Source organism: Rodentibacter sp., assembly GCF_057314195.1.
Window position 1 is genome coordinate 1 of the sequence record NZ_DBHLAM010000025.1, and the last position, 20,402, is coordinate 20,402.

Annotated in this window: 22 protein-coding genes; 5 read left to right on the forward strand and 17 right to left on the reverse strand. The window is 44.1% G+C overall.

Translation table 11 applies throughout. The features are described 5' to 3' along the window. Positions 1-454 (reverse strand): CRISPR-associated endonuclease Cas3'' (locus ACO59Y_RS03715; RefSeq protein WP_486130759.1); only part of this gene is annotated, 454 nt, incomplete at its 3' end. Between the two features lie 227 nt (positions 455-681). On the opposite strand from ACO59Y_RS03715, the gene ACO59Y_RS03720 reads away from it, so the two are divergent. Further along, positions 682-1,470: an enoyl-ACP reductase FabI gene (locus tag ACO59Y_RS03720; protein WP_486130760.1), complete on the forward strand. Its 789-nt coding sequence runs from the start codon at positions 682-684 to the stop codon at positions 1,468-1,470. A gap of 77 nt (positions 1,471-1,547) precedes the next feature. After that, complete coding sequence (gene rnb / locus ACO59Y_RS03725; protein WP_486130762.1) at positions 1,548-3,527, forward strand: exoribonuclease II; 1,980 nt, start codon at positions 1,548-1,550, stop codon at positions 3,525-3,527. Between the two features lie 68 nt (positions 3,528-3,595). Here rnb and yfbR read toward each other — a convergent pair whose 3' ends face one another. The 9 genes from yfbR to ACO59Y_RS03770 are packed head-to-tail and all read right to left on the reverse strand — an operon-like array spanning position 3,596 to position 12,473. Continuing rightward, on the reverse strand, positions 3,596-4,189 hold the full coding sequence (gene yfbR, locus ACO59Y_RS03730; RefSeq protein WP_486130764.1) for a 5'-deoxynucleotidase: 594 nt from the start codon (positions 4,187-4,189) through the stop codon (positions 3,596-3,598). A 7-nt stretch (positions 4,190-4,196) separates the two neighbouring features. Next, a complete protein-coding gene (gene degS / locus ACO59Y_RS03735) occupies positions 4,197-5,219 on the reverse strand; it encodes an outer membrane-stress sensor serine endopeptidase DegS (RefSeq protein ID WP_486130765.1) in 1,023 nt (340 codons plus the stop codon). Between the two features lie 3 nt (positions 5,220-5,222). After that, the gene (gene ribD / locus ACO59Y_RS03740; RefSeq protein ID WP_486130767.1) at positions 5,223-6,338 is read right to left on the reverse strand and encodes a bifunctional diaminohydroxyphosphoribosylaminopyrimidine deaminase/5-amino-6-(5-phosphoribosylamino)uracil reductase RibD; all 1,116 of its coding nucleotides are present in this window, start codon (positions 6,336-6,338) and stop codon (positions 5,223-5,225) included. Positions 6,339-6,340: 2 nt separating this feature from the next. Beyond that, the gene (nrdR, locus tag ACO59Y_RS03745; RefSeq protein WP_373604095.1) at positions 6,341-6,790 is read right to left on the reverse strand and encodes a transcriptional regulator NrdR; all 450 of its coding nucleotides are present in this window, start codon (positions 6,788-6,790) and stop codon (positions 6,341-6,343) included. 56 nt (positions 6,791-6,846) lie between these two features. Beyond that, the gene (gene recC / locus ACO59Y_RS03750) at positions 6,847-10,239 is read right to left on the reverse strand and encodes an exodeoxyribonuclease V subunit gamma (protein ID WP_486130769.1); all 3,393 of its coding nucleotides are present in this window, start codon (positions 10,237-10,239) and stop codon (positions 6,847-6,849) included. Between the two features lie 36 nt (positions 10,240-10,275). Then, on the reverse strand, positions 10,276-10,533 hold the full coding sequence (locus tag ACO59Y_RS03755; RefSeq protein WP_486130825.1) for a DUF5374 domain-containing protein: 258 nt from the start codon (positions 10,531-10,533) through the stop codon (positions 10,276-10,278). Positions 10,534-10,555: 22 nt separating this feature from the next. Beyond that, positions 10,556-11,263, reverse strand: coding sequence for a DUF2572 family protein (locus ACO59Y_RS03760; RefSeq protein ID WP_486130771.1), 708 nt, complete (start codon positions 11,261-11,263; stop codon positions 10,556-10,558). Further along, the gene (locus ACO59Y_RS03765; RefSeq protein ID WP_486130827.1) at positions 11,248-11,922 is read right to left on the reverse strand and encodes a hypothetical protein; all 675 of its coding nucleotides are present in this window, start codon (positions 11,920-11,922) and stop codon (positions 11,248-11,250) included. The genes ACO59Y_RS03760 and ACO59Y_RS03765 overlap by 16 nt, the downstream gene beginning before the upstream one ends. A gap of 35 nt (positions 11,923-11,957) precedes the next feature. Continuing rightward, the gene (locus ACO59Y_RS03770) at positions 11,958-12,473 is read right to left on the reverse strand and encodes a prepilin-type N-terminal cleavage/methylation domain-containing protein (RefSeq protein WP_486130773.1); all 516 of its coding nucleotides are present in this window, start codon (positions 12,471-12,473) and stop codon (positions 11,958-11,960) included. Positions 12,474-12,673: 200 nt separating this feature from the next. Here ACO59Y_RS03770 and suhB point away from each other — a divergent pair, with 200 nt between their 5' ends. Next, the gene (gene suhB / locus ACO59Y_RS03775) at positions 12,674-13,477 is read left to right on the forward strand and encodes an inositol-1-monophosphatase (RefSeq protein WP_486130775.1); all 804 of its coding nucleotides are present in this window, start codon (positions 12,674-12,676) and stop codon (positions 13,475-13,477) included. Positions 13,478-13,516: 39 nt separating this feature from the next. Continuing rightward, the gene (locus tag ACO59Y_RS03780; RefSeq protein WP_486130777.1) at positions 13,517-13,669 is read left to right on the forward strand and encodes a hypothetical protein; all 153 of its coding nucleotides are present in this window, start codon (positions 13,517-13,519) and stop codon (positions 13,667-13,669) included. A gap of 98 nt (positions 13,670-13,767) precedes the next feature. Here the strand turns inward: ACO59Y_RS03780 and ACO59Y_RS03785 are convergent, their stop codons facing one another. From ACO59Y_RS03785 to ACO59Y_RS03815, 7 genes are all read right to left on the reverse strand, one after another. Beyond that, complete coding sequence (locus ACO59Y_RS03785) at positions 13,768-14,553, reverse strand: Cof-type HAD-IIB family hydrolase (protein WP_486130779.1); 786 nt, start codon at positions 14,551-14,553, stop codon at positions 13,768-13,770. Between the two features lie 23 nt (positions 14,554-14,576). Then, positions 14,577-15,041 (reverse strand): rRNA maturation RNase YbeY, encoded by a 465-nt coding sequence (gene ybeY / locus ACO59Y_RS03790; RefSeq protein ID WP_486130781.1) that lies wholly within the window; start codon positions 15,039-15,041, stop codon positions 14,577-14,579. A 276-nt stretch (positions 15,042-15,317) separates the two neighbouring features. Next, positions 15,318-16,142: a 3',5'-cyclic-AMP phosphodiesterase gene (gene cpdA, locus ACO59Y_RS03795; RefSeq protein ID WP_486130783.1), complete on the reverse strand. Its 825-nt coding sequence runs from the start codon at positions 16,140-16,142 to the stop codon at positions 15,318-15,320. Positions 16,143-16,151: 9 nt separating this feature from the next. Then, on the reverse strand, positions 16,152-16,784 hold the full coding sequence (gene nudF / locus ACO59Y_RS03800; RefSeq protein ID WP_486130785.1) for an ADP-ribose diphosphatase: 633 nt from the start codon (positions 16,782-16,784) through the stop codon (positions 16,152-16,154). A 159-nt stretch (positions 16,785-16,943) separates the two neighbouring features. Next, the gene (gene xseA, locus ACO59Y_RS03805; protein ID WP_486130787.1) at positions 16,944-18,263 is read right to left on the reverse strand and encodes an exodeoxyribonuclease VII large subunit; all 1,320 of its coding nucleotides are present in this window, start codon (positions 18,261-18,263) and stop codon (positions 16,944-16,946) included. 82 nt (positions 18,264-18,345) lie between these two features. Then, positions 18,346-19,560 carry a ribosomal protein uL16 3-hydroxylase gene (locus ACO59Y_RS03810; RefSeq protein ID WP_486130789.1) on the reverse strand — a complete coding sequence of 405 codons (1,215 nt, stop codon included), beginning with the start codon at positions 19,558-19,560 and terminating at the stop codon, positions 18,346-18,348. Next, on the reverse strand, positions 19,557-19,874 hold the full coding sequence (locus tag ACO59Y_RS03815) for an RnfH family protein (RefSeq protein ID WP_486130791.1): 318 nt from the start codon (positions 19,872-19,874) through the stop codon (positions 19,557-19,559). Before ACO59Y_RS03815 ends, ACO59Y_RS03810 begins: the two co-directional genes overlap by 4 nt. A gap of 69 nt (positions 19,875-19,943) precedes the next feature. On the opposite strand from ACO59Y_RS03815, the gene ACO59Y_RS03820 reads away from it, so the two are divergent. Beyond that, the gene (locus ACO59Y_RS03820) at positions 19,944-20,360 is read left to right on the forward strand and encodes an EamA family transporter (protein WP_373604084.1); all 417 of its coding nucleotides are present in this window, start codon (positions 19,944-19,946) and stop codon (positions 20,358-20,360) included. Positions 20,361-20,402: the final 42 nt, after the last annotated feature.

A 20,402-nucleotide genomic window follows, 5' to 3' on the forward strand; every position in this document is an offset into this window, starting at 1 on the left:
GCTTGATTTCTTGTTGCCACAGGTTATCGAGGGCGGGAATATCTGCGCCGAATTGCAACGCCAAACGCTGTTTTAACGTGCGGCGGTTATCACCTTCACCACTCCCGTTCGCCAGCCCTGCATGATGCCCCGCAATGCAAAACGCCATCAGCTTGCCGATCACATTTCCCCAACGCTCGGCTGCAACTTTGGCACCGGCGGTAGCGTGATCAACGAACTTGCTTTCACCGTTTAACCTCGCCTGAAATTCAGGCGAGTATTTACCGAGGTCATGCAACTGCCCAGTGTAATAAGCTATTTTCTGTGCGCCGAAAAATTCGGCGAAATTTGCCGCTAATTTGCCGACATTATAGGCGTGGTCTTGCAAGGTTTGCCATAAGTCATATCCTTGCTTACTATTCAATAAATTTTCTTTCGAATGCGCGTAATAGATCTTCCCTTTAGATTCTTCCATATATCTTCCTATAATTTATAATTTTTTGAATCCATTATATTTGAGTGAATAAATACTCTTCCGTGATCTATTAATCAATAGATCTATGAACAATTTTTATACAAAATGATATAGGTACCAAAACAGCAAGCGTATAATATTAATTTGCTGATTGGTCTGCTCTGTACAAAAACGAATTTTCGCTTATACTACGCAGGTTTTTTTTACGCTAACAAACAGGAAAAATTATGGGTTTCTTAACAGGTAAACGTATTTTAGTCGCCGGCCTTGCCAGCAATCGTTCTATCGCGTACGGCATTGCGAAAGCGATGAAAGAACAGGGTGCTGAATTGGCTTTTACTTATTTAAATGAAAAATTACAACCGCGTGTGGAAGAGTTCGCCAAAGAATTCGGCGCAAACATCGTACTGCCGTTAGATGTCGCTACCGACGAAAGTATTCAAAATTGCTTTGCGGAATTAAGCAAACACTGGGATAAATTCGATGGTTTCGTACACGCCATCGCATTTGCTCCGGGCGATCAGTTAGACGGCGATTATGTGAACGCAGCAACCCGTGAAGGTTATCGCATTGCTCATGACATCAGCGCCTACAGCTTCGTGGCAATGGCACAAGCGGCACGTCCGTACTTAAACCCGAATGCAGCGTTATTAACCCTTTCTTACTTAGGTGCTGAACGTGCGATTCCAAACTATAACGTCATGTGTTTAGCCAAAGCCTCTCTTGAAGCCGCAACCCGCGTAATGGCAGCAGATTTAGGTAAAGACGGCATTCGCGTGAATGCCATTTCTGCCGGACCAATTCGTACCTTGGCGGCTTCCGGCATTAAAAACTTCAAGAAAATGTTGGCAACCTTCGAGAAAACCGCTGCATTACGCCGCACAGTGACTATCGAAGATGTGGGTAACTCCGCAGCATTCTTATGTTCTGATTTAGCCTCCGGTATCACCGGTGAAATCGTGCACGTCGACGCCGGTTTCAGCATCACCGCCATGGGCGAATTAGGCGAAGAATAATTTTTTTTCGTATCCATTATTTCTAGGTATTTCTAGGCAGGCTTTTCAGTCTGCCTTTCTCTTTTTTAAAATGAATTATGTTCCAAGACAATCCATTACTCGCTCAACTTAAACAACAAATCCACGACAGCAAAGAACGCGTGGAAGGCATCGTCAAAGGCACCGATAAAGCTTACGGTTTTTTAGAATGTGACAAAAAAACCTATTTCATCGCACCGCCGGCAATGAAAAAAGTGATGCACGGCGACAAAATTTTCGCAACTATCGAAAAACAAGGCGACAAAGAACAAGCTGAGCCGGAATCTCTAATTGAGCCGATGCTCACCCGTTTTATCGCCAAAGTACGATTCAATAAAGACAAGAAATTGCAAGTATTGGTCGATCACCCGAACATCAATCAGCCTATCGGTGCGCAACAAGCCAAATCGGTAAAAGAAGAGTTGCAGGAAGGCGATTGGGTAGTCGCTAATTTAAAAAATCATCCGTTGCGCGATGATCGTTTTTTCTACGCCACCATCAACCAATTCATTTGCCGCGCTGACGATGAATTCGCGCCCTGGTGGGTAACGCTGGCTCGTCACGAACAATCGCGTTATCCGGTACAAGGCGCGGATCGTTATGAAATGCTGGATAACCAAACGCGTGAAGATTTGACCGCACTTCATTTCGTTACCATTGACAGCGAAAGCACGCAAGATATGGACGATGCGCTTTACATCGAGCCAACTGAACAAAACGGCGAACAAACGGGCTGGAAATTGGTGGTCGCGATTGCGGATCCAACGGCTTATATCGCACTGGATTCGCAAATCGAAAAAGACGCCAAACAACGCTGTTTCACCAACTATTTGCCGGGTTTTAATATTCCGATGTTGCCGCGCGAGCTTTCCGATGAGCTTTGCTCCTTAATGGCAAATGAAACCCGTCCGGCGCTTGTGTGTTATATTGAAACGGATTTACAAGGCAACATCACGGCCAAACCGCATTTTGTATCCGCTTATGTGCAATCCAAAGCGAAATTGGCTTACAACAACGTTTCTGATTATTTAGAACAAAAACCGGATGCATGGCAGCCTGAAACAGCTGAAATTGCGGAGCAAATCCATCGTTTACACCAATTCACTTTAGCGCGTATCAACTGGCGTAAAACCCATTCTTTATTATTCAAAGAAAAACCGGATTATTCTTTTGTATTGGCGGAAAACGGTCACGTTCAGGAAATCAAAGCGGAATATCGCCGTATTGCGAATCAAATTGTGGAAGAATCAATGATTATCGCCAATATTTGCGCGGCACAATTCTTGCACGAACAAGCGCAGACGGGCATCTTCAACACGCATACCGGCTTTGATAAAAAATTCTTGGAAAACGCCCATAATTTCTTACTGGCAAATTTAGCCAATGAAGAAAATCAAGCTGTGCTTGCCAAACGTTATTCTGTGGAAAATTTAGCAACCTTAAACGGTTATTGCCAAATGCGTCATGATATTGAACCGGTTGAAGGCGATTATTTAGAGTTCCGTTTGCGTCGTTACTTAACTTTTGCGGAATTTAAAACAGAACTCGCACCGCACTTTGGCTTAGGTTTAGAAGGTTATGCCACTTGGACGTCGCCAATTCGGAAATATTCCGATATGGTGAATCATCGCCTAATCAAAGCGGTGCTCACAGGGCAACCTGCGGAAAAACCGCAAGATAGTGTGATTTCCCGCTTGCAAGAAGCACGCCGACAAAATCGTCTGGTGGAACGCGACATTGCCGATTGGCTATATTGTCGCTATCTTGCCGACAAAGTGGCGGAAAATGCGGAATTCGAGGCAGAAGTGCAAGATGTGATGCGTGGCGGTTTACGCGTGCAATTATTAGAAAACGGCGCATCGATGTTTATTCCGGCTTCCACATTACACAACAACAAAGAAGAAATGCAGGTAAACCCTGATGAGCTTGCTCTTTACATCAAAGGCGAACGCGTTTACAAAATTGGCGATATTGTGAAAGTGAAGCTCACGGAAGTGAAAGAAGAAACGCGGAGCATCGTCGGACAGATCATTGCTTAAATATCAAGATGGCGTTTTTAATAAACGCCATTTTTGTACTCTGAAAATAGCACCGCATTGAAACCTTGCTACAACGCAATCTCATCCAACGATCGGCTAAAACTTGGCATAAATACTTGCAAAAAATAATCCATTTCTTGGCTGTGCCATTGTTGCATTAAACCTTCTAATCTTGCTTTGGCGGTTTTGAACTCTTGATTACCGTGGTCGAGCTCAAATTGAACTTTAATGTAAGCACAAATTAAATCTGCCTGTTTTACCAAATGTTTTTCTTCAGCTGAGCTCCTTTCGCTGTCCAAATAAGGCGCGAAATCAGCTTGTAATTCGTTCGGCAATAAACTCAATAAATGCCGTTCTGCCGCACTTTCGATTTGCTTATAGACATGAGTGATTTCCGGATTGAAATATTTAATCGGGGTCGGTAAATCGCCGGTGAAAATCTCGGAAGTATCGTGGTACATCGCCATCACGGCGATGCGTTCGGGATTGGCCGTACCGCCAAAAAATTTGTTTTTGATGATTGCTAAGGCTTGTGCCACAAAAGCTACTTGTAAACTGTGTTCGGCCAGATTTTCTTTTTCAATATTGCGCATTAACGACCAGCGTTGAATCAAGCGCAGACGATCTAAACAAGCAAAAAAGTGGCTGGTTTTAATTTGCATATCACCTCTAATTAGACGGTAATTCTTCAACCATTACCGGTAAATCGAACATTCGGCCGAGACGCACAATGGTGACCATAACTTGTGTATTCGGCTGCGTATTGGCAATAATTTGCATCATTTCGCGAGCAGAAATGCCTTCTTGATTATTCAATTTCAAAATCACATCGCCCACCTGAATGCCTGCTTTTGCCGCCGGACTATTCGGACTGACATCGGTGATCAATATGCCTTGCTCGCCACTGGCGCTAATATCGCTCTGTACACCGAAATAACCGCGAATCACGCGTCCGTCACGAATAATTTTGTACAGTACATCATTGGCGATATCCATCGGAATAGCAAAATTCAGTCCCTCAGCAATTTCATTTGACGTTTTGCCGATACTTAAGGTACTGATCCCCACCAACTCGCCTGCCGAATTAATCAACGCCCCACCGGAATTACCGCGATTAATCGATGCATCGGTTTGAATAAAATTTTGGCGACCGAGAGAATCACCTACCGCACTACGTCCCACCGCACTGATAATGCCTTGCGACACACTTTGCCCAAGATTATACGGATTGCCGATAGCAAGAGCGACGTCGCCCACATACACTTGACGGTTTTTATTTTGCGGAATGGTAGAAAGATTGTCGGCGCGAATTTTTAACACCGCAAGATCCGTCAAATTGTCGGAACCGATAAGACTCGCCTCATAAATATTACCGTTTTGCAGCGCCACTACAATTTGATCGGCATTTTGAATCACATGTTTGTTAGTCAAAATATAACCATCTTTACTCATAATCACGCCGGATCCCAAGTTATTGACTTGTAATTGCTCATCTTCATTGATGCTGGCGGAAGAAAAAGAACGGTTATATACGTTCACCACTGCGGGCGAGGCAATACGCACGGCATTTTTAAAAGAAACGATGTCGTCCGAAGTAAAAATATTGCTCGAATTTAACCTCGGCACGGCAAATAAAATCACGCCAGCAGCAGCCAGCCCCCACAAGGCGGCATGAAAGAGTTTTCTAAACATAAGTTATCCTTTTGGCGTGTAAATTAATTTTATATCGTCGCCAATTTGTTGAAATGCATCAAGTCGCCACAAAGACGCATCAGCTAATCGCGTGAGGTGCGGTAATCGACATAAACCGCGCGCCTGCTCGCCTAATAATTTAGGCGCAATATAAACGATTAATTCGTCGACTAATTTTTGTTCGATTAAGCTGCCGGCCAAATTCGCCCCGGCTTCCACCCAAAGACAGTTAATTTGACGCTTGCCTAACTCAAACATTAATTCAGACAACAAATTTTGTTTCGGCAAAATAATTTGTTCGCAAAAATCGGGAAAAGCGGAAATATCACGTTCAACACTTGACACCAACCATACCGGCGATGTGGTTTTAAATAATTTATGCGAAGGTCGAATGCGGTGCTGAGAATCTAACAGGACTCGTACCGGCTGACGCACGGTTTGTTTGGCGTAAACGCTTTTAAGATCGTCTGGGAAATCCTCCCAGCGCACGTTTAGACTCGGATTATCGGCCAATACGGTTGCCGAAGTGGATAACAAAGCGGAGGATTTGGCTCGCATTTTTTGCACATCGGAACGCGATGCGGTGCTCGTGAGCCACTTGCTTTCGCCGTTTGCCAGCGCAGTTCGCCCGTCCAGACTCATGGCCAATTTTAATTGCACAAACGGTACACCTTGACGCATGCGTTTAAAAAAACCTTTATTTAATTTTTCCGCCGATTCTTCCAATAAACCGACCGCACTTTCAATTCCCGCCTCCGCCAACATACGCAAACCTTTGCCGGCCACCTGTGGATTCGGATCCTGCACCGCCGCCAGCACTTTCGTTACGCCCGCGTCAATCAAACCCGATACACAAGGCGGAGTGCGGCCGTAATGTGCACAAGGCTCTAGCGTCACGTAAGCAGTAGCGCCTTTCGCCCGTTCACCAGCCTCGGCTAAGGCAACGCGCTCAGCATGCGGCTGTCCCGCTTTAAAATGAAATCCTTCGCCTACAATTTCACCGTCTTTTACCAATACGCAGCCCACTGCCGGATTCGGTGCGGTGCTGTATTCGCCTTTGGCGGCCAAGTCTAGCGCACGCTGCATAAATTGGCGATCTTGAACAGAGAATTCGGACATGCTTAATCCTTCAGGCTTTCAATTTCTTTGGTGAATTGGTTAATGTTGTCAAAACTCAAGTAAACGGAGGCAAAACGAATATAGGCCACTTTATCCAGCGCTTTCAGTTCGTTCATCGCGAGTTTGCCCACCAAGTGGCTTGGCACTTCGCGTTCGCCGGTAGCGCGCAATTGAATAATGATATGATTGATGGCTTTTTCCACATCGTCGGCACTCACCGGGCGTTTTTCCAATGCGTGTTGAATGCCGCTACGCAATTTATCTTCGTTAAACGGCTCGCGCGAACCGTCGTTTTTAATCACCTTCGGCACCACTAATTCCGCCGTTTCAAACGTTGTAAAACGCTCGTGGCAATGACCGCACTCGCGGCGGCGGCGAACTTGGTAACCGTCGGAAACTAAACGGCTATCAATAACTTTGGTCTCTTCTGTGGAACAAAACGGGCAGCGCATAAAAAATCCTCGCAAAAACGGGCGACATCTTAACAAAAAATGATTCTTTTGACGATTTACTTCGCCCCTTTATTCACGGCTTTATTTTCCATACCAGAAAATAACAATCCAAACCACGCCTTGGTTTGCATTAACAATGATTCCAAATTTTCAGGTCGTTCAAATTTTGCCGTTTGTGCCAACACGCGAGACCAATAAGGATCGGCATAATTGCCGAAATTATCGCTTTCGGTAAGTTTTCGTAGTTTTGCCAACACGTCGTCAACATCGACCGCCCTTTCGTCTTGCACGATAAAATCGGAAATTTTCCCCACGGTCGGAACCAGTTGAATTTCAATCTGACTTTGCAAATAAGCCCGCATATAGATTTGGAGCTGCTCCAATGCGGTGCTGAAATCGACTTGCGGCAACTCCACGATTTTGTCTTGCGTAACGAGTTTTGGCGCAACCATATTTTCCTGCGTAACACATTGAATTAAATAATAAATCCAAGGGCGAATGCGATAGCGTTCTTTTTCTTTCGCGAAACGCCATTCGACGACCCGATTTTCTGCACCGAACAAATTTTCCATATAGCCAAATAAACGAATTGAGCACGCTTGATCTTGCCACATCACATTCAACGTGAAATCAACGGGCGCATTGTGCGGCTCGCCCAAATCGGCGATTTTGTGTTTAAATTCCAGCACCGCATCGCGCACCTTTTGCGCGGCCACGCGCCCGAATTCCGCGCGCGGCAAGACGCCTTTCACCGCAGCTCGAGCGAAATAAGCGTCAAACTCGCATTCATCCGAATAAACCAAATCGTTATTTAACGCATATTTATTTAACCCGTTTAACGTAAAATTTTCACTGTCGGCAATGCGTTCGTCTTCGGCACGAAAATACACGCCAAGTTGTTTTTCAAAGAAAAATTTCACCGGATTTTCTACAAAACTCACGAAGCGATCCAATTCAATTTCCGTAACGGTTTCGCCATTTTCCATTGGCACGGCAAACTCTTTTTGTAGCGAGTAGCCGGCGCTTTGTGCCGTTGGCAACCATTTGGCGGCGAAGGAATGATTGAATGTTGCGGAACAATTGAAGTTATGTGGGCTAAACGGCGTCATTGCGTGTTGTTCGACCTGCAATTTTTGCGCCTCGGGTTGACCATAATTCACATAATCCAGTAATTGACTCACTAGTACGGAAGGTTCTTTTGGTTGATTATCGGTAATTGCTCGGCCAATATAGCTGATGTAGCAATAATCACGCGCGGCCAACAAGGCTTCGAGGAACAAATAACGATCATCGTCGCGTCGCACGCGATCGCCTTTTTGGTGATGGTATTGCATCAAATCAAAACTGTTCGGCATTTGCGTACGCGGGTAATCCGCTTCATTCATACCAAGCAAACAAACCACCTTAAAAGGTATGGAACGCATCGGCAAAAGCGTGCAAAAATTTACTTTGCCCGCCAGAAATTTCAGGCTGTTCGGGGCCTCCTCCAACTTTCTTGTCATTGCATCAGCCACCACATTTACTTCCAATGCGGTGCTGAAATGCAAGTCTGCCAACTGTGTAGCCAGTTCGTCGATTTTCTCTTGAATATAAAGCAGCGTGTCGTTCGTGTCTTCCTGTCGCGCAAAAAAATCGGTTAAAAGGGAGCTTAAAATCCTCTGCCATGCTGCCATTGAATGCGGTTGTTGAAGCGTTTCCCGCCACGCTAAAAGCACGCTGAAAAAACATGATAAATTGCCTGCCAGCAAACCTTTTAAACCGTAACTGCTATCTAAACCCAAACTCTCTTGCCAAATGCCGTGCTCTTCGCGCATCGCATAGCCCAATAGCATACGTTCCAACCCGGCTTGCCATGAGTTAAAATTCACACCATGTTCATTTTTTGGTAAACCGAAACGAATGCCGGCATCCGCCACCCATTCGCGTACCAGCGGTAAATCGGCCAAGGAAATATTGAAACGCGCCCGTACCGCCGGAATATCCAACAAGGCGAGCATATCCTCCGCACTAAACATGCTTTCTTTTAGACGTAACAAGGATAAATAACAGGACACTAATGTGTCGCTTTCCGATAATTTACTATCGGAAATAGAAAATGGAATCGTTGGCACATCACCGCTTTTTTGTCCGAATACCGCTTGAATATAAGGTGCGTATTGATTGATATCCGCGACCATCACCACCACATCTTTCGGTGTAAGCGTCGGCTCTCGGTTAAATAAATCCAGTAAATAATCATGCAATACTTCAACTTCGCGCATAGCGCTATGACAGGCGTGAAAGGTTAAAGAACGGTCATTTTTCGCAATGTTTAAAGGAGAGTGGGTTAAATGTAAAATTTGCGCTTGTAACTGAGCAAGCAAGGTTTCACCGGAAATCTCTTGGTAGGCCTCGATCGAACGCACCGCAACACGTTCTTCATCGCGTACCAAACTATAAAGAAAATCACGCCCCATCTTCCCCCAACTTGCCAATAATGGATTGCCCACTTGTAACGCTTCATCATGATACGTCGTTTCAGTGATGCCTTTTTCTAGTTCAGCTATCTGCTGTTCTGAAAAGAGCGCGCGATTTTCATCTTGTTTTGCCCAAAAATGACGCTTGCGTACACGCAAATATTCCATCCGTAAATCGCGAATATCGCCCCAATATTCTTGGCTCGGATTATTAAAAAACAGATGAATGTCCGTTTTCGACGAAATGGCTTGTAAAATTGATAAATAGGCATTTGGCAGGGCTGAAATACCAAAAACAAATACGCGGGAGGGTAATTTTTTAGGTTGATGTTTATCCTTCAATAAGGTTAAAAATTGTTCATGTAAGGCGGCTCGATGAGTAGCTTGACTGCCGATATCAGTTTTCACATCAATCGTTAAAGCGCGCCACAATGTTCCTTGCCACGTCACATTAGTTTGAATTTGATTTAGTAACGACGCGTTCAAATTTGTTTGCTGCGCCTTAATTTGCGTGGCGATAACCTCGTCCTCGCCCTTTTCCCAGGCAAAAATCCATTCAGGGCGGTAGACTAAATATTGGTCAAACAAATCGGCGATTTTACTGCACAGTTGATAGCGTTTGTACTGTTCCGAATGCGGTGCTGATTCCAAATAGCGACGTAGCGGAGCGAAATCATCTTGGCTTAAAAAAGTGGGGATCAAGCGCATTAAACGCCACATCATAGAATCTTTATCGAAAGGATTTTGTAACGAAGCTGCGGACAAATTGTCCGCATAAAGTTGCCAAACGAAACTGGCCGGCATCGGGAATTTCAGATTCGCTGCAATGCCGTTTTTCTTCGCCAATTCCATTTGCAACCATTGAGCCATGCCGGGACTTTGCACCAAAATAATATCTGATTGGAAAGGATCGCTCGGAGGGAGTTGTTCAAACAGAAAAGCCAGAATATCTTTTTGTTTTTCAAGCTGATTGGAATAGTAAACGGTAAACAAAACGGCGCCTTTTTATAGACAAAACAGGCCGCCATTTTACTCGGTTTTCAAGGAGAATTCACCTTGCGGAAAACGAACGATAATTTGATTGCCCGGGCATTGAATGTGAAATTGCACACCGTTTTGTTTCACCTGATGTTCGCAAGATAAACCTAAAAATCGGCGATGTCCTTGATTCTCTGCAATCTGCAATGCCTGAAAATCATAATAAATTTTCATCGCGTTTTTACGTTGATTCGCCGTCCACTGGTTAAATGCTAAAAACAATGAACTAAATAATGCCAACGTAAACATCACCGAAGTGAGCGATATTCCCTTATTCGTTTTGAGGTTTAAAATCACTCCAACTTTTCTCCGCTAATTGCCATTTGTTGTATTGTTGCACTAAAGGCGTAACAACTTTTTTACTATAAGCGATTGTGACGCCATCAAGAGTCAATTCGCCACCGGTGATCACCGTACCGGTAATCGTGCCTTTACCATGCAGTTTAAGGTCACCTTCAGCGATGATAACGGCCGCGACATCGCCGTTGACTTCCCGTTCAGATTGAGTCTTATCAAACCAATATAGTTGAGGTTCTTTGGTTGGCACCAAAGGATTTGATGAGGATGCGAACTCATTTTTAAAATCGGCCTTATCATCGATTCGTACAAACTGTTCAAGCAAACCTTCGTTATTCGGTTTTAACGGTGTTTTTTTAAATATCGCTGCATACCGACACCAAACTGAATATTGCAGCATATCTTCTGCCCCCGCCAAAGTTGTGGATACTTGTCGAAATGCGCTTTTCTTGTTTAAAGGTAAATCCGAACATAGGCGTTGCTTTTCTTGTTGCATCATTTTTTGTAAAAGTAACGCTCTTTCCGAATAGTTTTGACGTTGCATTTGTTGTGCGCGAAAAAAACTTAATAAATCGTCGTCAAAGAGTAAAGCCAGCGTCAACAAGCCTGATAAAAAAATTAGCAGCGATAATGTAATCACACCCTTTTCAAGATTTCTTCCTATATTTATTTTTGATTCCATAAACCTATCACCAATGCGGTTTCGTATTTAATATGCGGATGCGCCTTTAAATTTCCCGCCAATTGAATCTGCATTCCTTTCCCCTCAATTAACCAATCAAATTGTAATTTCGTAATTTCATACTCTTCTTCATCCAATAAACTTCGCCAACCGCCTCCGGGATTGCAAGCTTGTTGTTGCAACGCTGTTCGACATTCTTCAGCTTTACAATGAGCGGGAATGGCTGTTTGATAGGTCAATTTCGTTTTCACCATTTTTTGACTTAATTTATAACCGAACAATTCACTTGTCGTTTCAATTGCCGTATTTCGATTATTTTTTGCGCAATACTTCGTCGTCCCTTTGCCAATGCACCCTTTGCCATCCAAATCATAGAAAAACAATGCGCAACTACGCGGAGCTGCACCCTCTTCTTGCGATAAAAAAATGGCCGTTCCTTGTTCATCCAATTCAAAAAGCGGCAAATTCGTTTCAATAACACCGCTATTCAACGCACGAAAACCGGCTCGCCGAATATCTTTTCCGATGAGTTGAATCGTACGTTGTAATTCGGCTTGCAATTTTAGACGTAACAAAATTTCTCGGTTTTGTACTTGAGTCGAAACATAAAACGCTGAAATCAACAGTAATAGCCAAGAGGAAATAGCTAATGAAATCATTAAGCCGAGTAAAGTTTGACCTTTTAATATACGTTTCACTTTGCACAGGCACTCATAGACTGACCGGTTTTCAATTTCAAACTACCGACATTAAAAAAGGAAAATACGGTAATCTCATCACCGCTCTGTAAGGAAAAGCAATTTGCCTCAAAGGTGTTTCTTACCCCATAAAATCGTGCAATCGCGGTAGGATAAATTTTGGGACTGAGTATATTGGTTTTTTCCGCAAAATAGGGGTAGTAAAAATGCGCGAAGACATCCTTCGGACAATTGGTCGGATGCAAACAATCGCAAAGTTTGTCGTTTTTTAATTGAGCACTCACACACCATTCTCGTGTGGCCGGATTTTGATTGATCAAAACAAGCCAAACATCGGAAGAATTTTCCGCTCTCGCCTGAATTTGACGTAAAAATAGGTATAAACGATGTTGTTCTTTCGCCAGAATCATTTTTGAATTATCGGTTTGCCAAAGAGGAAATGCAAAACTCAAAGCGATACCGATAATCGCCAAACCGATTAATAACTCCATCAACGTCGCACCTTTATACATAAAAACCCCCGCAATTTTTAGGTGCACTTTAATCTCCCTTTAAAATTCGATAAATATAAAGGTTCTTTTTTACGATACGAATCGCAAAATTTGCGGGAAATCATTTAAAAATACGATATTAAACGATTTTGCGCTGGTTATTTGGACAAATCTCGCTATAATGGCGCCCGATTTTCTGTTCTTTAAAATCCGGTGGAAATATGAATCCAATGTTAAATATCGCGATTCGTGCGGCACGAAAAGCGGGCAATGTGATTGCTAAAAATGATGAACGCCGCGATGCTATCGAAAGCACCCAAAAAGGTATCAATGATTACGTAACTAACGTCGACAAAGCTGCAGAAGCGGAAATCATTGAAATCATTCGCAAATCCTATCCTAACCACACCATCATCACCGAAGAAAGCGGCGCACTTGAAGGCGAAGACAATGATGTACAATGGATCATCGATCCATTAGACGGCACCCGTAATTTTATGAGCGGTCTTCCGCACTTTGCCGTGTCTATCGCCATTCGCGTGAAAAATCGTACTGAAGTAGGTGTAGTTTACGATCCAATTCGTAACGAATTATTTACCGCCGTGCGCGGCGAAGGTGCGAAATTAAACGACGTACGTTTGCGCGTTGATGCGAAACGAGAACTACAAGGCGCGATTCTTGCCACCGGTTTCCCGTTCAAACAACCTAACCTTATGCCAACTCAATTCGCGATGATGAATGCATTAATTGAGAATGCCGCGGATTTCCGTCGCACCGGTTCCGCTGCATTGGATTTATGCTATGTGGCATCCGGCCGCATTGATGGCTATTTTGAAATGGGCTTAAAAGCCTGGGATTGCGCGGCAGGCGATTTAATCGTGCGCGAAGCGGGCGGTTTGGTGTGTGACTTTGAAGGCGGCAGCGGCTATTTACGCAGCGGCAATATCATCGCAGCACCAACGCGCGTATTAAAAGATATGCTCAATAAGATCCGTCCTTGTTTAGGCGCTGAGTTTAAAAACTAAAAAATAATAAAAACCGCACTTTTAGAGCATAGAGCAAAAGTGCGGTTTTTTTCCTTTCTATCAAGTTCATCAAATCATCGTCTCAAACGCTACGCTGCCAACTCCCTTTCCGCCGACACGCCGTCCGTATTCAATGCGGTGCTCATATGGTATTCCAATGCGGTGCTAAATACGCAGTTAGATTTAATCTGATGTTGAAATAACGAACTGGCGGATTATAAAAGCAAAATCGAAATAATTGCTTAACCTGCCAACCCAAACGACCGCGATGCGATCATTTTTTATACATTTTATGCCGGAAACACTTCTTCTAAAATAAGTGCCAAACCGTCTTCATTATTGCCGGCGGTTACCCGATTCGCTGCTTGTTTGATTTCTTCCGGTGCATTGCCCATCGCGACACCAAGACCGGCGTGTTCTAACATATCCAAATCATTAAAGTTATCGCCGAAAGCAATCACCTCTTCGGTTTTCAGACCGAAATATTTTTCTAAAAAACGCACTGCATTGCCTTTAGTGGCCGCGCTGTTCATCACTTCCAAATAACTTTGATGCGAACGGCAAATGCTTAGATGTGGGAATTTTTCCTTCAGCAAAGCTTCAATGTGAATAATCTCATGCGGTTCGCCAATAATTTGAACTTTATGCGCCGGATAAATTTTATCCGCTTGCGCCGCTTCGATAGGAATTTTGGTAATTTGCGCTTCCAGTTTCACCCAAGGATTTGCTAAATCATTGGTAAAACAATCGTCGTTGACGTAATAATTCACCGCTAAATGTGCAAAATCTTTGAATACTCGATTTAATTTTTCCATATCTGCCGCGTCAATTTGTACACTGTAAATCGGTTGTAATCGATGATCCAAAATCAACGCGCCGCTAAACGCCACTAATACATTGTTGGTTTGCAATTGTTTCCAGTAAGGCAAAATGCCAAGCGGCGAACGAGCGGAAATCGGCACGAAAGGCACGCCCCGCTCGGCTAAACGCGCAATGGCGGCCAAGGTTCTCGGCGAAATTTTGTGATCCGAGGTTAATAAAGTCCCATCAAAATCACTAAATACGGCTTTATACATAATGACTCCCAATGCCAATAACGTTATTTTTCCGCTAAATAAGGATCAACAAAGCCCAATCCTTGCATAATTTTCGTTTCCAAGCTTTCCATTTCTTCTGCTTCGGTATCATCGATGTGATCGTAACCAAGCAAATGTAAACTACCGTGCACCACCATATGGGCCCAGTGCGCCATCAACGGTTTTTTTTGTTCTGCCGCCTCGTATTCGACCACTTGACGACAAATCACCAAATCACCCAATAGCGGTAATGACACTTCGGTCGGGCATTCAAAGGGAAACGACAGCACATTCGTCGGGCGATCTTTGGCGCGATAAGTCCGATTCAGCGTTTGACTTTCCGCTTCGTCCACAATGCGCACCGTCATTTCCACATCGTCCGATTCCGGTTGAACCGCAGCCGTTGCCCATTGTTCGATTTGTTCTAAAGTTGGCAAACCATCTATATTTTCGCTGGCGATTTGCAAATCAATTAGCATATTGCCCATATTTTCTCCTTAACCGTGCCGTTACTCTTTTTAGGCACTTTGCAATTTCGGGCGCTATTCTAGCGGACTTTCTAAAAATAGCCAGAACGCATTCGCATACTAAAAACGGAGGATGATTTTGGCACCGCATTGAAACCAAAGCGAGCCTGAATTTTAGGCTGTAATAAGCGCACTCTCAAAACAGCACCGCCTTGAACATCGAAAAAATCATTGAACATCGAAAAAATAAAGTGCGACCAGTTTGATCGCACGCTATTTTTTTATCGCTTTCTTTTTTTAGTAGCCTTCTTCTTGCATATTCGGTAAGAACTCAGCCTGTCGAATGCGTTTCACTGTCGTTCTAATCGAACCGTCCGGATGCAACTCAATTTCGCGCCAGCCCGGTGGCACCGCATCCAAGGCAAAATTTTGGCTATCCGCTTTAAATTGAATACAGGTGGAAGGCGTCGCCATCACTTGATAACGGTACCATTGGCTATCGACTTGTTGATGAATATGCCCATATACAATTGCTTTCACCTTTTCAAATGGCGCAAGTACATCGTACAACTCATGCGGATTACGCAAATTGTGTTGATCCAACCAGGCGGAATTGGTCGGCAATAAATGATGATGCAATACAATCAACGTGTAACGTTGTGGATATTTCGCTAAGGTTTCTTTTAATAAATTGAGTTGATATTGACTTAGTTCACCGTGTGGCACGCCGTAAACCTGACTATCCAATAACATAGCCTGCCAATGTTCGCCGAGTAAAATATGTTTTGCGCTTTGTACCGGCGGTTGATTTAAATATTCCACCATTTTTGGTTGAAAATCATGATTGCCCGGAATCCAAAATACCGATTTACCAAAGGGTTTAAGCATTTCCACAAAACGGCGATAGCCTTCTTCGCTTCCGTCTTGCACGAGATCTCCGGTGGCGAAAATAAGGTCGAAATCCGTATCGTTTTGTTGAATTTCTTTTAACACTTGCCCGAAACTCGCCTGCGTATTCACGCCAAGCAATTCTGTTTGTTCGTCTTTAAATAGATGCGGATCGGTAATCTGTAACACTTTTACAATGGGTCGTTTCGCTTGATAGACAAATGTATTTTTCACAGATGCCTCCTAAGCTTGTTGCCAACGCTGTTGCAATTGAGCGTAATTTAATTGAAGCCATTGCAATCCGATGACAGTGGTGCAATTATCGATTTTTCCTTCGCACATCCATTGATACGCCTGTTCACGTTTTACTACATGAACCCGAATGTCTTCATGTTCTTCGACCAACCCATGAATGCCCTTTGCCTGCGAGCTGTCCACTTGCCCGACAAACAAATGAATTCGTTCAACCGTACCACCCGGGCTGTCCCAGACACTCAAACAATGGAGCAAATTTTCAACTTTAATCCCGGCCTCTTCTTCGCTTTCGCGTAGCGCAACGTCTTCTGGCCGTTCGCCTTTTTCTACCATACCTGCAATCAATTCCAATAACCAAGGCGAACAATGCGGTTCGGGATGATACGCTGCACCGATACGCACTTGTTCCACTAAAACAACCGCGTCTTCTTTTGGATCATAAGCGATGACGGCGGAAGCAGCGCCTTTGATAAGTAATTCACGGGTTACCGCGCCACTTTCACCACCGGCAAAAAGTTTATGTTTGAATTGAATTTTTTTGAGCGTGAAAAAACCGTCATATAAAATCTCCTCGTTGAGGATTTTCACATCACGCTGACCAAACTGTTGAATTTCTAACATTTTTTTCTCCAAAATACTGCGGCGAAAAATCATACGCTCAAAGTGTGCCAAAAAAAATACAAGAACTATACTTTTTGTTGAAACTTTGAAATGGCTCACAAAAATAAATGCCGTGACGATTTTCTCCGTCACGGCATTTCCGCTTACATAAGAAAATGATTATACAACCCGACTGACAATCTTCCCGTCTGCCACTTGCGTTGTAAGCAATTCTCCCGGCTTCACATCTTTTACACTGACAACCGTCTTGCCTTGCCCGTTTTTCGCGATGGAATAACCGCGTGCCAGCACTTTCAGCGGGCTTAATCCATCCAATTTTCCGCACAAGGCGGCAACTTTGTTTTGACGCTCTGTCACTTGACGATTTGCGCTGAAATTCAATTGCACTTGTAGCTGTTCTAAATGCTGTTGATGACGTTGAATGCGATACGGCAACGGGTTTTGTTTTAAACACAGGGCAAGCGCGCTCAATTTTTGTTGCATTTTTTCAAATTGACGCTGCATGGCTAGCTGCAAACGATGCGTAAGCTGTTCGTTTTTCGCTTGTTGAATGCGCAATTGATGGTGCGGATGCCGGTTTTGCAAACGTAACGCAAGTTGTTTTAAACATTGACTTTTTTGCGTAAACAAAAGGTCAAATGCCATCCCCAAACGCTGTTGCTGATGGCGTAATCGCTGAACAAGTTCATCTTGATTGCGACTGACTAATTCCGCCGCGGCGGACGGTGTCGGCGCACGAAGATCTGCCACAAAATCCGCAATGGTGACATCGGTTTCGTGCCCTACAGCACTGATAATCGGCAAAGCGGAACGAAAAATCGCACGCGCCACCGCTTCCTCATTAAAACACCAAAGATCTTCCAACGAACCGCCTCCTCGCCCCACAATCAGCACATCCACTTCTTGTCGCTTATTGGCCAGTTCAATCATTTGCACAATTTCCGCTGCGGCTTCTTTGCCTTGTACGGCGGTAGGATAAATCACCACTTTTAAACTCGGATCGCGCCGTGCCAAAATATGTAAAATATCTTGCAATGCGGCTCCTGTAGAAGAGGTCACAATCCCCACTGCTTTGCTAAAAGGCGGTAAATTTTTCTTCAAATTTTGCGCAAATAAGCCTTCCGCCGCGAGTTTCATTTTTAACGCTTCAAATTGCTGCTGCAACAATCCCTCACCGGCCGGGTGCATGGACTCGATAATCAACTGATAATCGCCGCGCGGTTCATACAAACTCACATTGGCGCGCACCAGCACTTGCATTCCGTTTTGCGGACAAAAGGTCACGCGCAGATTTTTCATCCGAAACATCGCACAACGTACCTGCGCATTTTCATCTTTCAGCGTGAGATACCAATGCCCCGACACAGGCTGAGTAAAATTCGAAATTTCGCCGGTAAGCCAAATTTGTGAAAAATGGCTTTCTAACATTTGGCGCGTAGCAAAATTGAGTTGAGAAACAGAATAAATATTTTCTGACATCGTTTAATTTTATGTTATCGGGTAAATTTGCTCCCTTCGTAAACGGAGAGAAAATTCACCAGAAAAACCTTGTAGGTGATTTTTATTCGATCAATACCCAGCCGTCATCCAGCCAATTACAAATGGAATCCAACAAAAGCATCATGGCAGTTTCCGAATCTTCCGTTTCATTCACTAAATCCGTCAAAAACGCCCAATCTAAGCTTTCGCCGTCGGACAAACGTTTCAGCACTTCCGTTTCGATGGTATTAAGTTCGTCCAGCCATTCGCCGTTAGCATAAATGCGCAACGGATTTTCGGTATAGAGCAATTTGCAATTGTTATCTTGAGAAAGTAAAGCGGCATCATCTTCTAAGGAAGAGCGCACTTCGTCCGGATCGCTCATTTCATCGGAAACCAACAATTCGTAACGACGCGCACTCAGCGCGCCGGCGACCGCGTGTTTGAGCACCGCATTGAAAGCTTCCGAATGGGCAAGTTTGTCCAATAATTGGCGTTTCATCGCTTGAATGTTTTCATCGGCAAGCTTACCGGTACGTTGTGCGGTTTGAGTTAAACGCAACGGCAAATCAAATTCGGTTAAATTCAAATCAGGCTCCGGCTGACATAAACTCTTGCTAATGCCGTCAATAAGACGGCTCAAATTCGGATAACGCAAGCCAAAAGAAAAAGTTAAGCAATCTTCTTCCGCCACGCCGTAATGTGCCATACGTGCGGGAATGTAAAGAATATCGCCCGGATTCATTACTTCATCAATCACCAGCTCGCCCATCTCGTCAAAAATACGAATCGGTTGATTCGGTTTAAATTCCGTACTTGAATCGCACCATTTGCCGAGTTGCCAACGACGGCGACCATAGCCTTGCACTAAAAACACATCATATTCATCGTAATGCTTGCCTACCGAGCCACCTTTCGGCGCATAGGAAACCATAATATCGTCGCGTTGCCATTGAGGAATAAAACCGAACTTATTCCATAATCGACCTAATTCCGGCGACCATTGTTCCATATTTTGCACCAATACCGACCACTTCTCCGGCAATTTTTTGAAGTCTTTCTCAGAAAGCGGACTGAAGAATACTTGCCAATCGTCATCGGCAAAAGTTTTCACTAAACGCGCGCTGACCTCCTCATTTTGTGCCAATTCGATAATATCTTGCGGTTCAAACCGTCCGATGATTTCCGGCAAACCGCTGCGAATCACAAGGGGCTTTTTTTGCCAATAATCGCGTAGGAAAATCTCTGGGCTAATGTCTTGCGGTAAACAAAAATCAGGCTGGGAAAATGCGGTCATTTGGACGTTCCTTTCGAGGTATTTTTTTCTTTAGCGGCTTGTTCCGCCGCGCGTTTACGACGAATTTCTTTCGGGTCGGCAAGTAGCGGGCGATAGATTTCAATGCGGTCCCCATTTCGAAGTACATCGGTCAGTTTTGCCGGACGGCTGAAAATCCCCACTTTATTTTTACTCAAATCAATTTCACTAAATTGTTGCAAAACGCCCGATTGCAAAATTGCCGTTTGTACCATTGTGCCTTCATCCACGCAGAACGCTTTCAAAAAATAACGCTCGGGTAAGGCGTAGGCGATTTCAATATGAATCTGATTCATCTTTACTTCTTCGTCAAAAAAATTTGGGCTATTATAGCGGAGTTTTTTAGGCTGTTAATAAGGAAACAAATGAATTGGGTTATTTTCGCCGTCGGTTCGGCATTTTTCGCCGGTCTTACGGCTATTTTAGGTAAACTCGGCGTCGAAGGAATAAACAGCAATCTCGCCACGTTTATTCGCACCATTGTGATTTTACTGGTCACTGCCGGTATTATTTCTGCCCGCAATGAATGGCAACTGCCGCAACATATCGCCGCTAAACCGTTTACTTTCTTGATTTTGTCCGGCATTGCCACCGGCCTTTCATGGCTTTGTTATTATCGCGCCCTTCAACTCGCACCGGCATCTTGGGTAGCACCCATCGATAAATTAAGCGTGGTCATTGCGATTATTTTAGGCGTTGTGATTTTGGGGGAACCGCTTAGTTTGAAATTAGTAGCCGGGAGCATTTTAATTTTGTCTGGCGTGCTCGTTCTAGCGTTATAGATTGAGCATTTGGGGCTTTTTCGCTACAATGCGCCACTATTT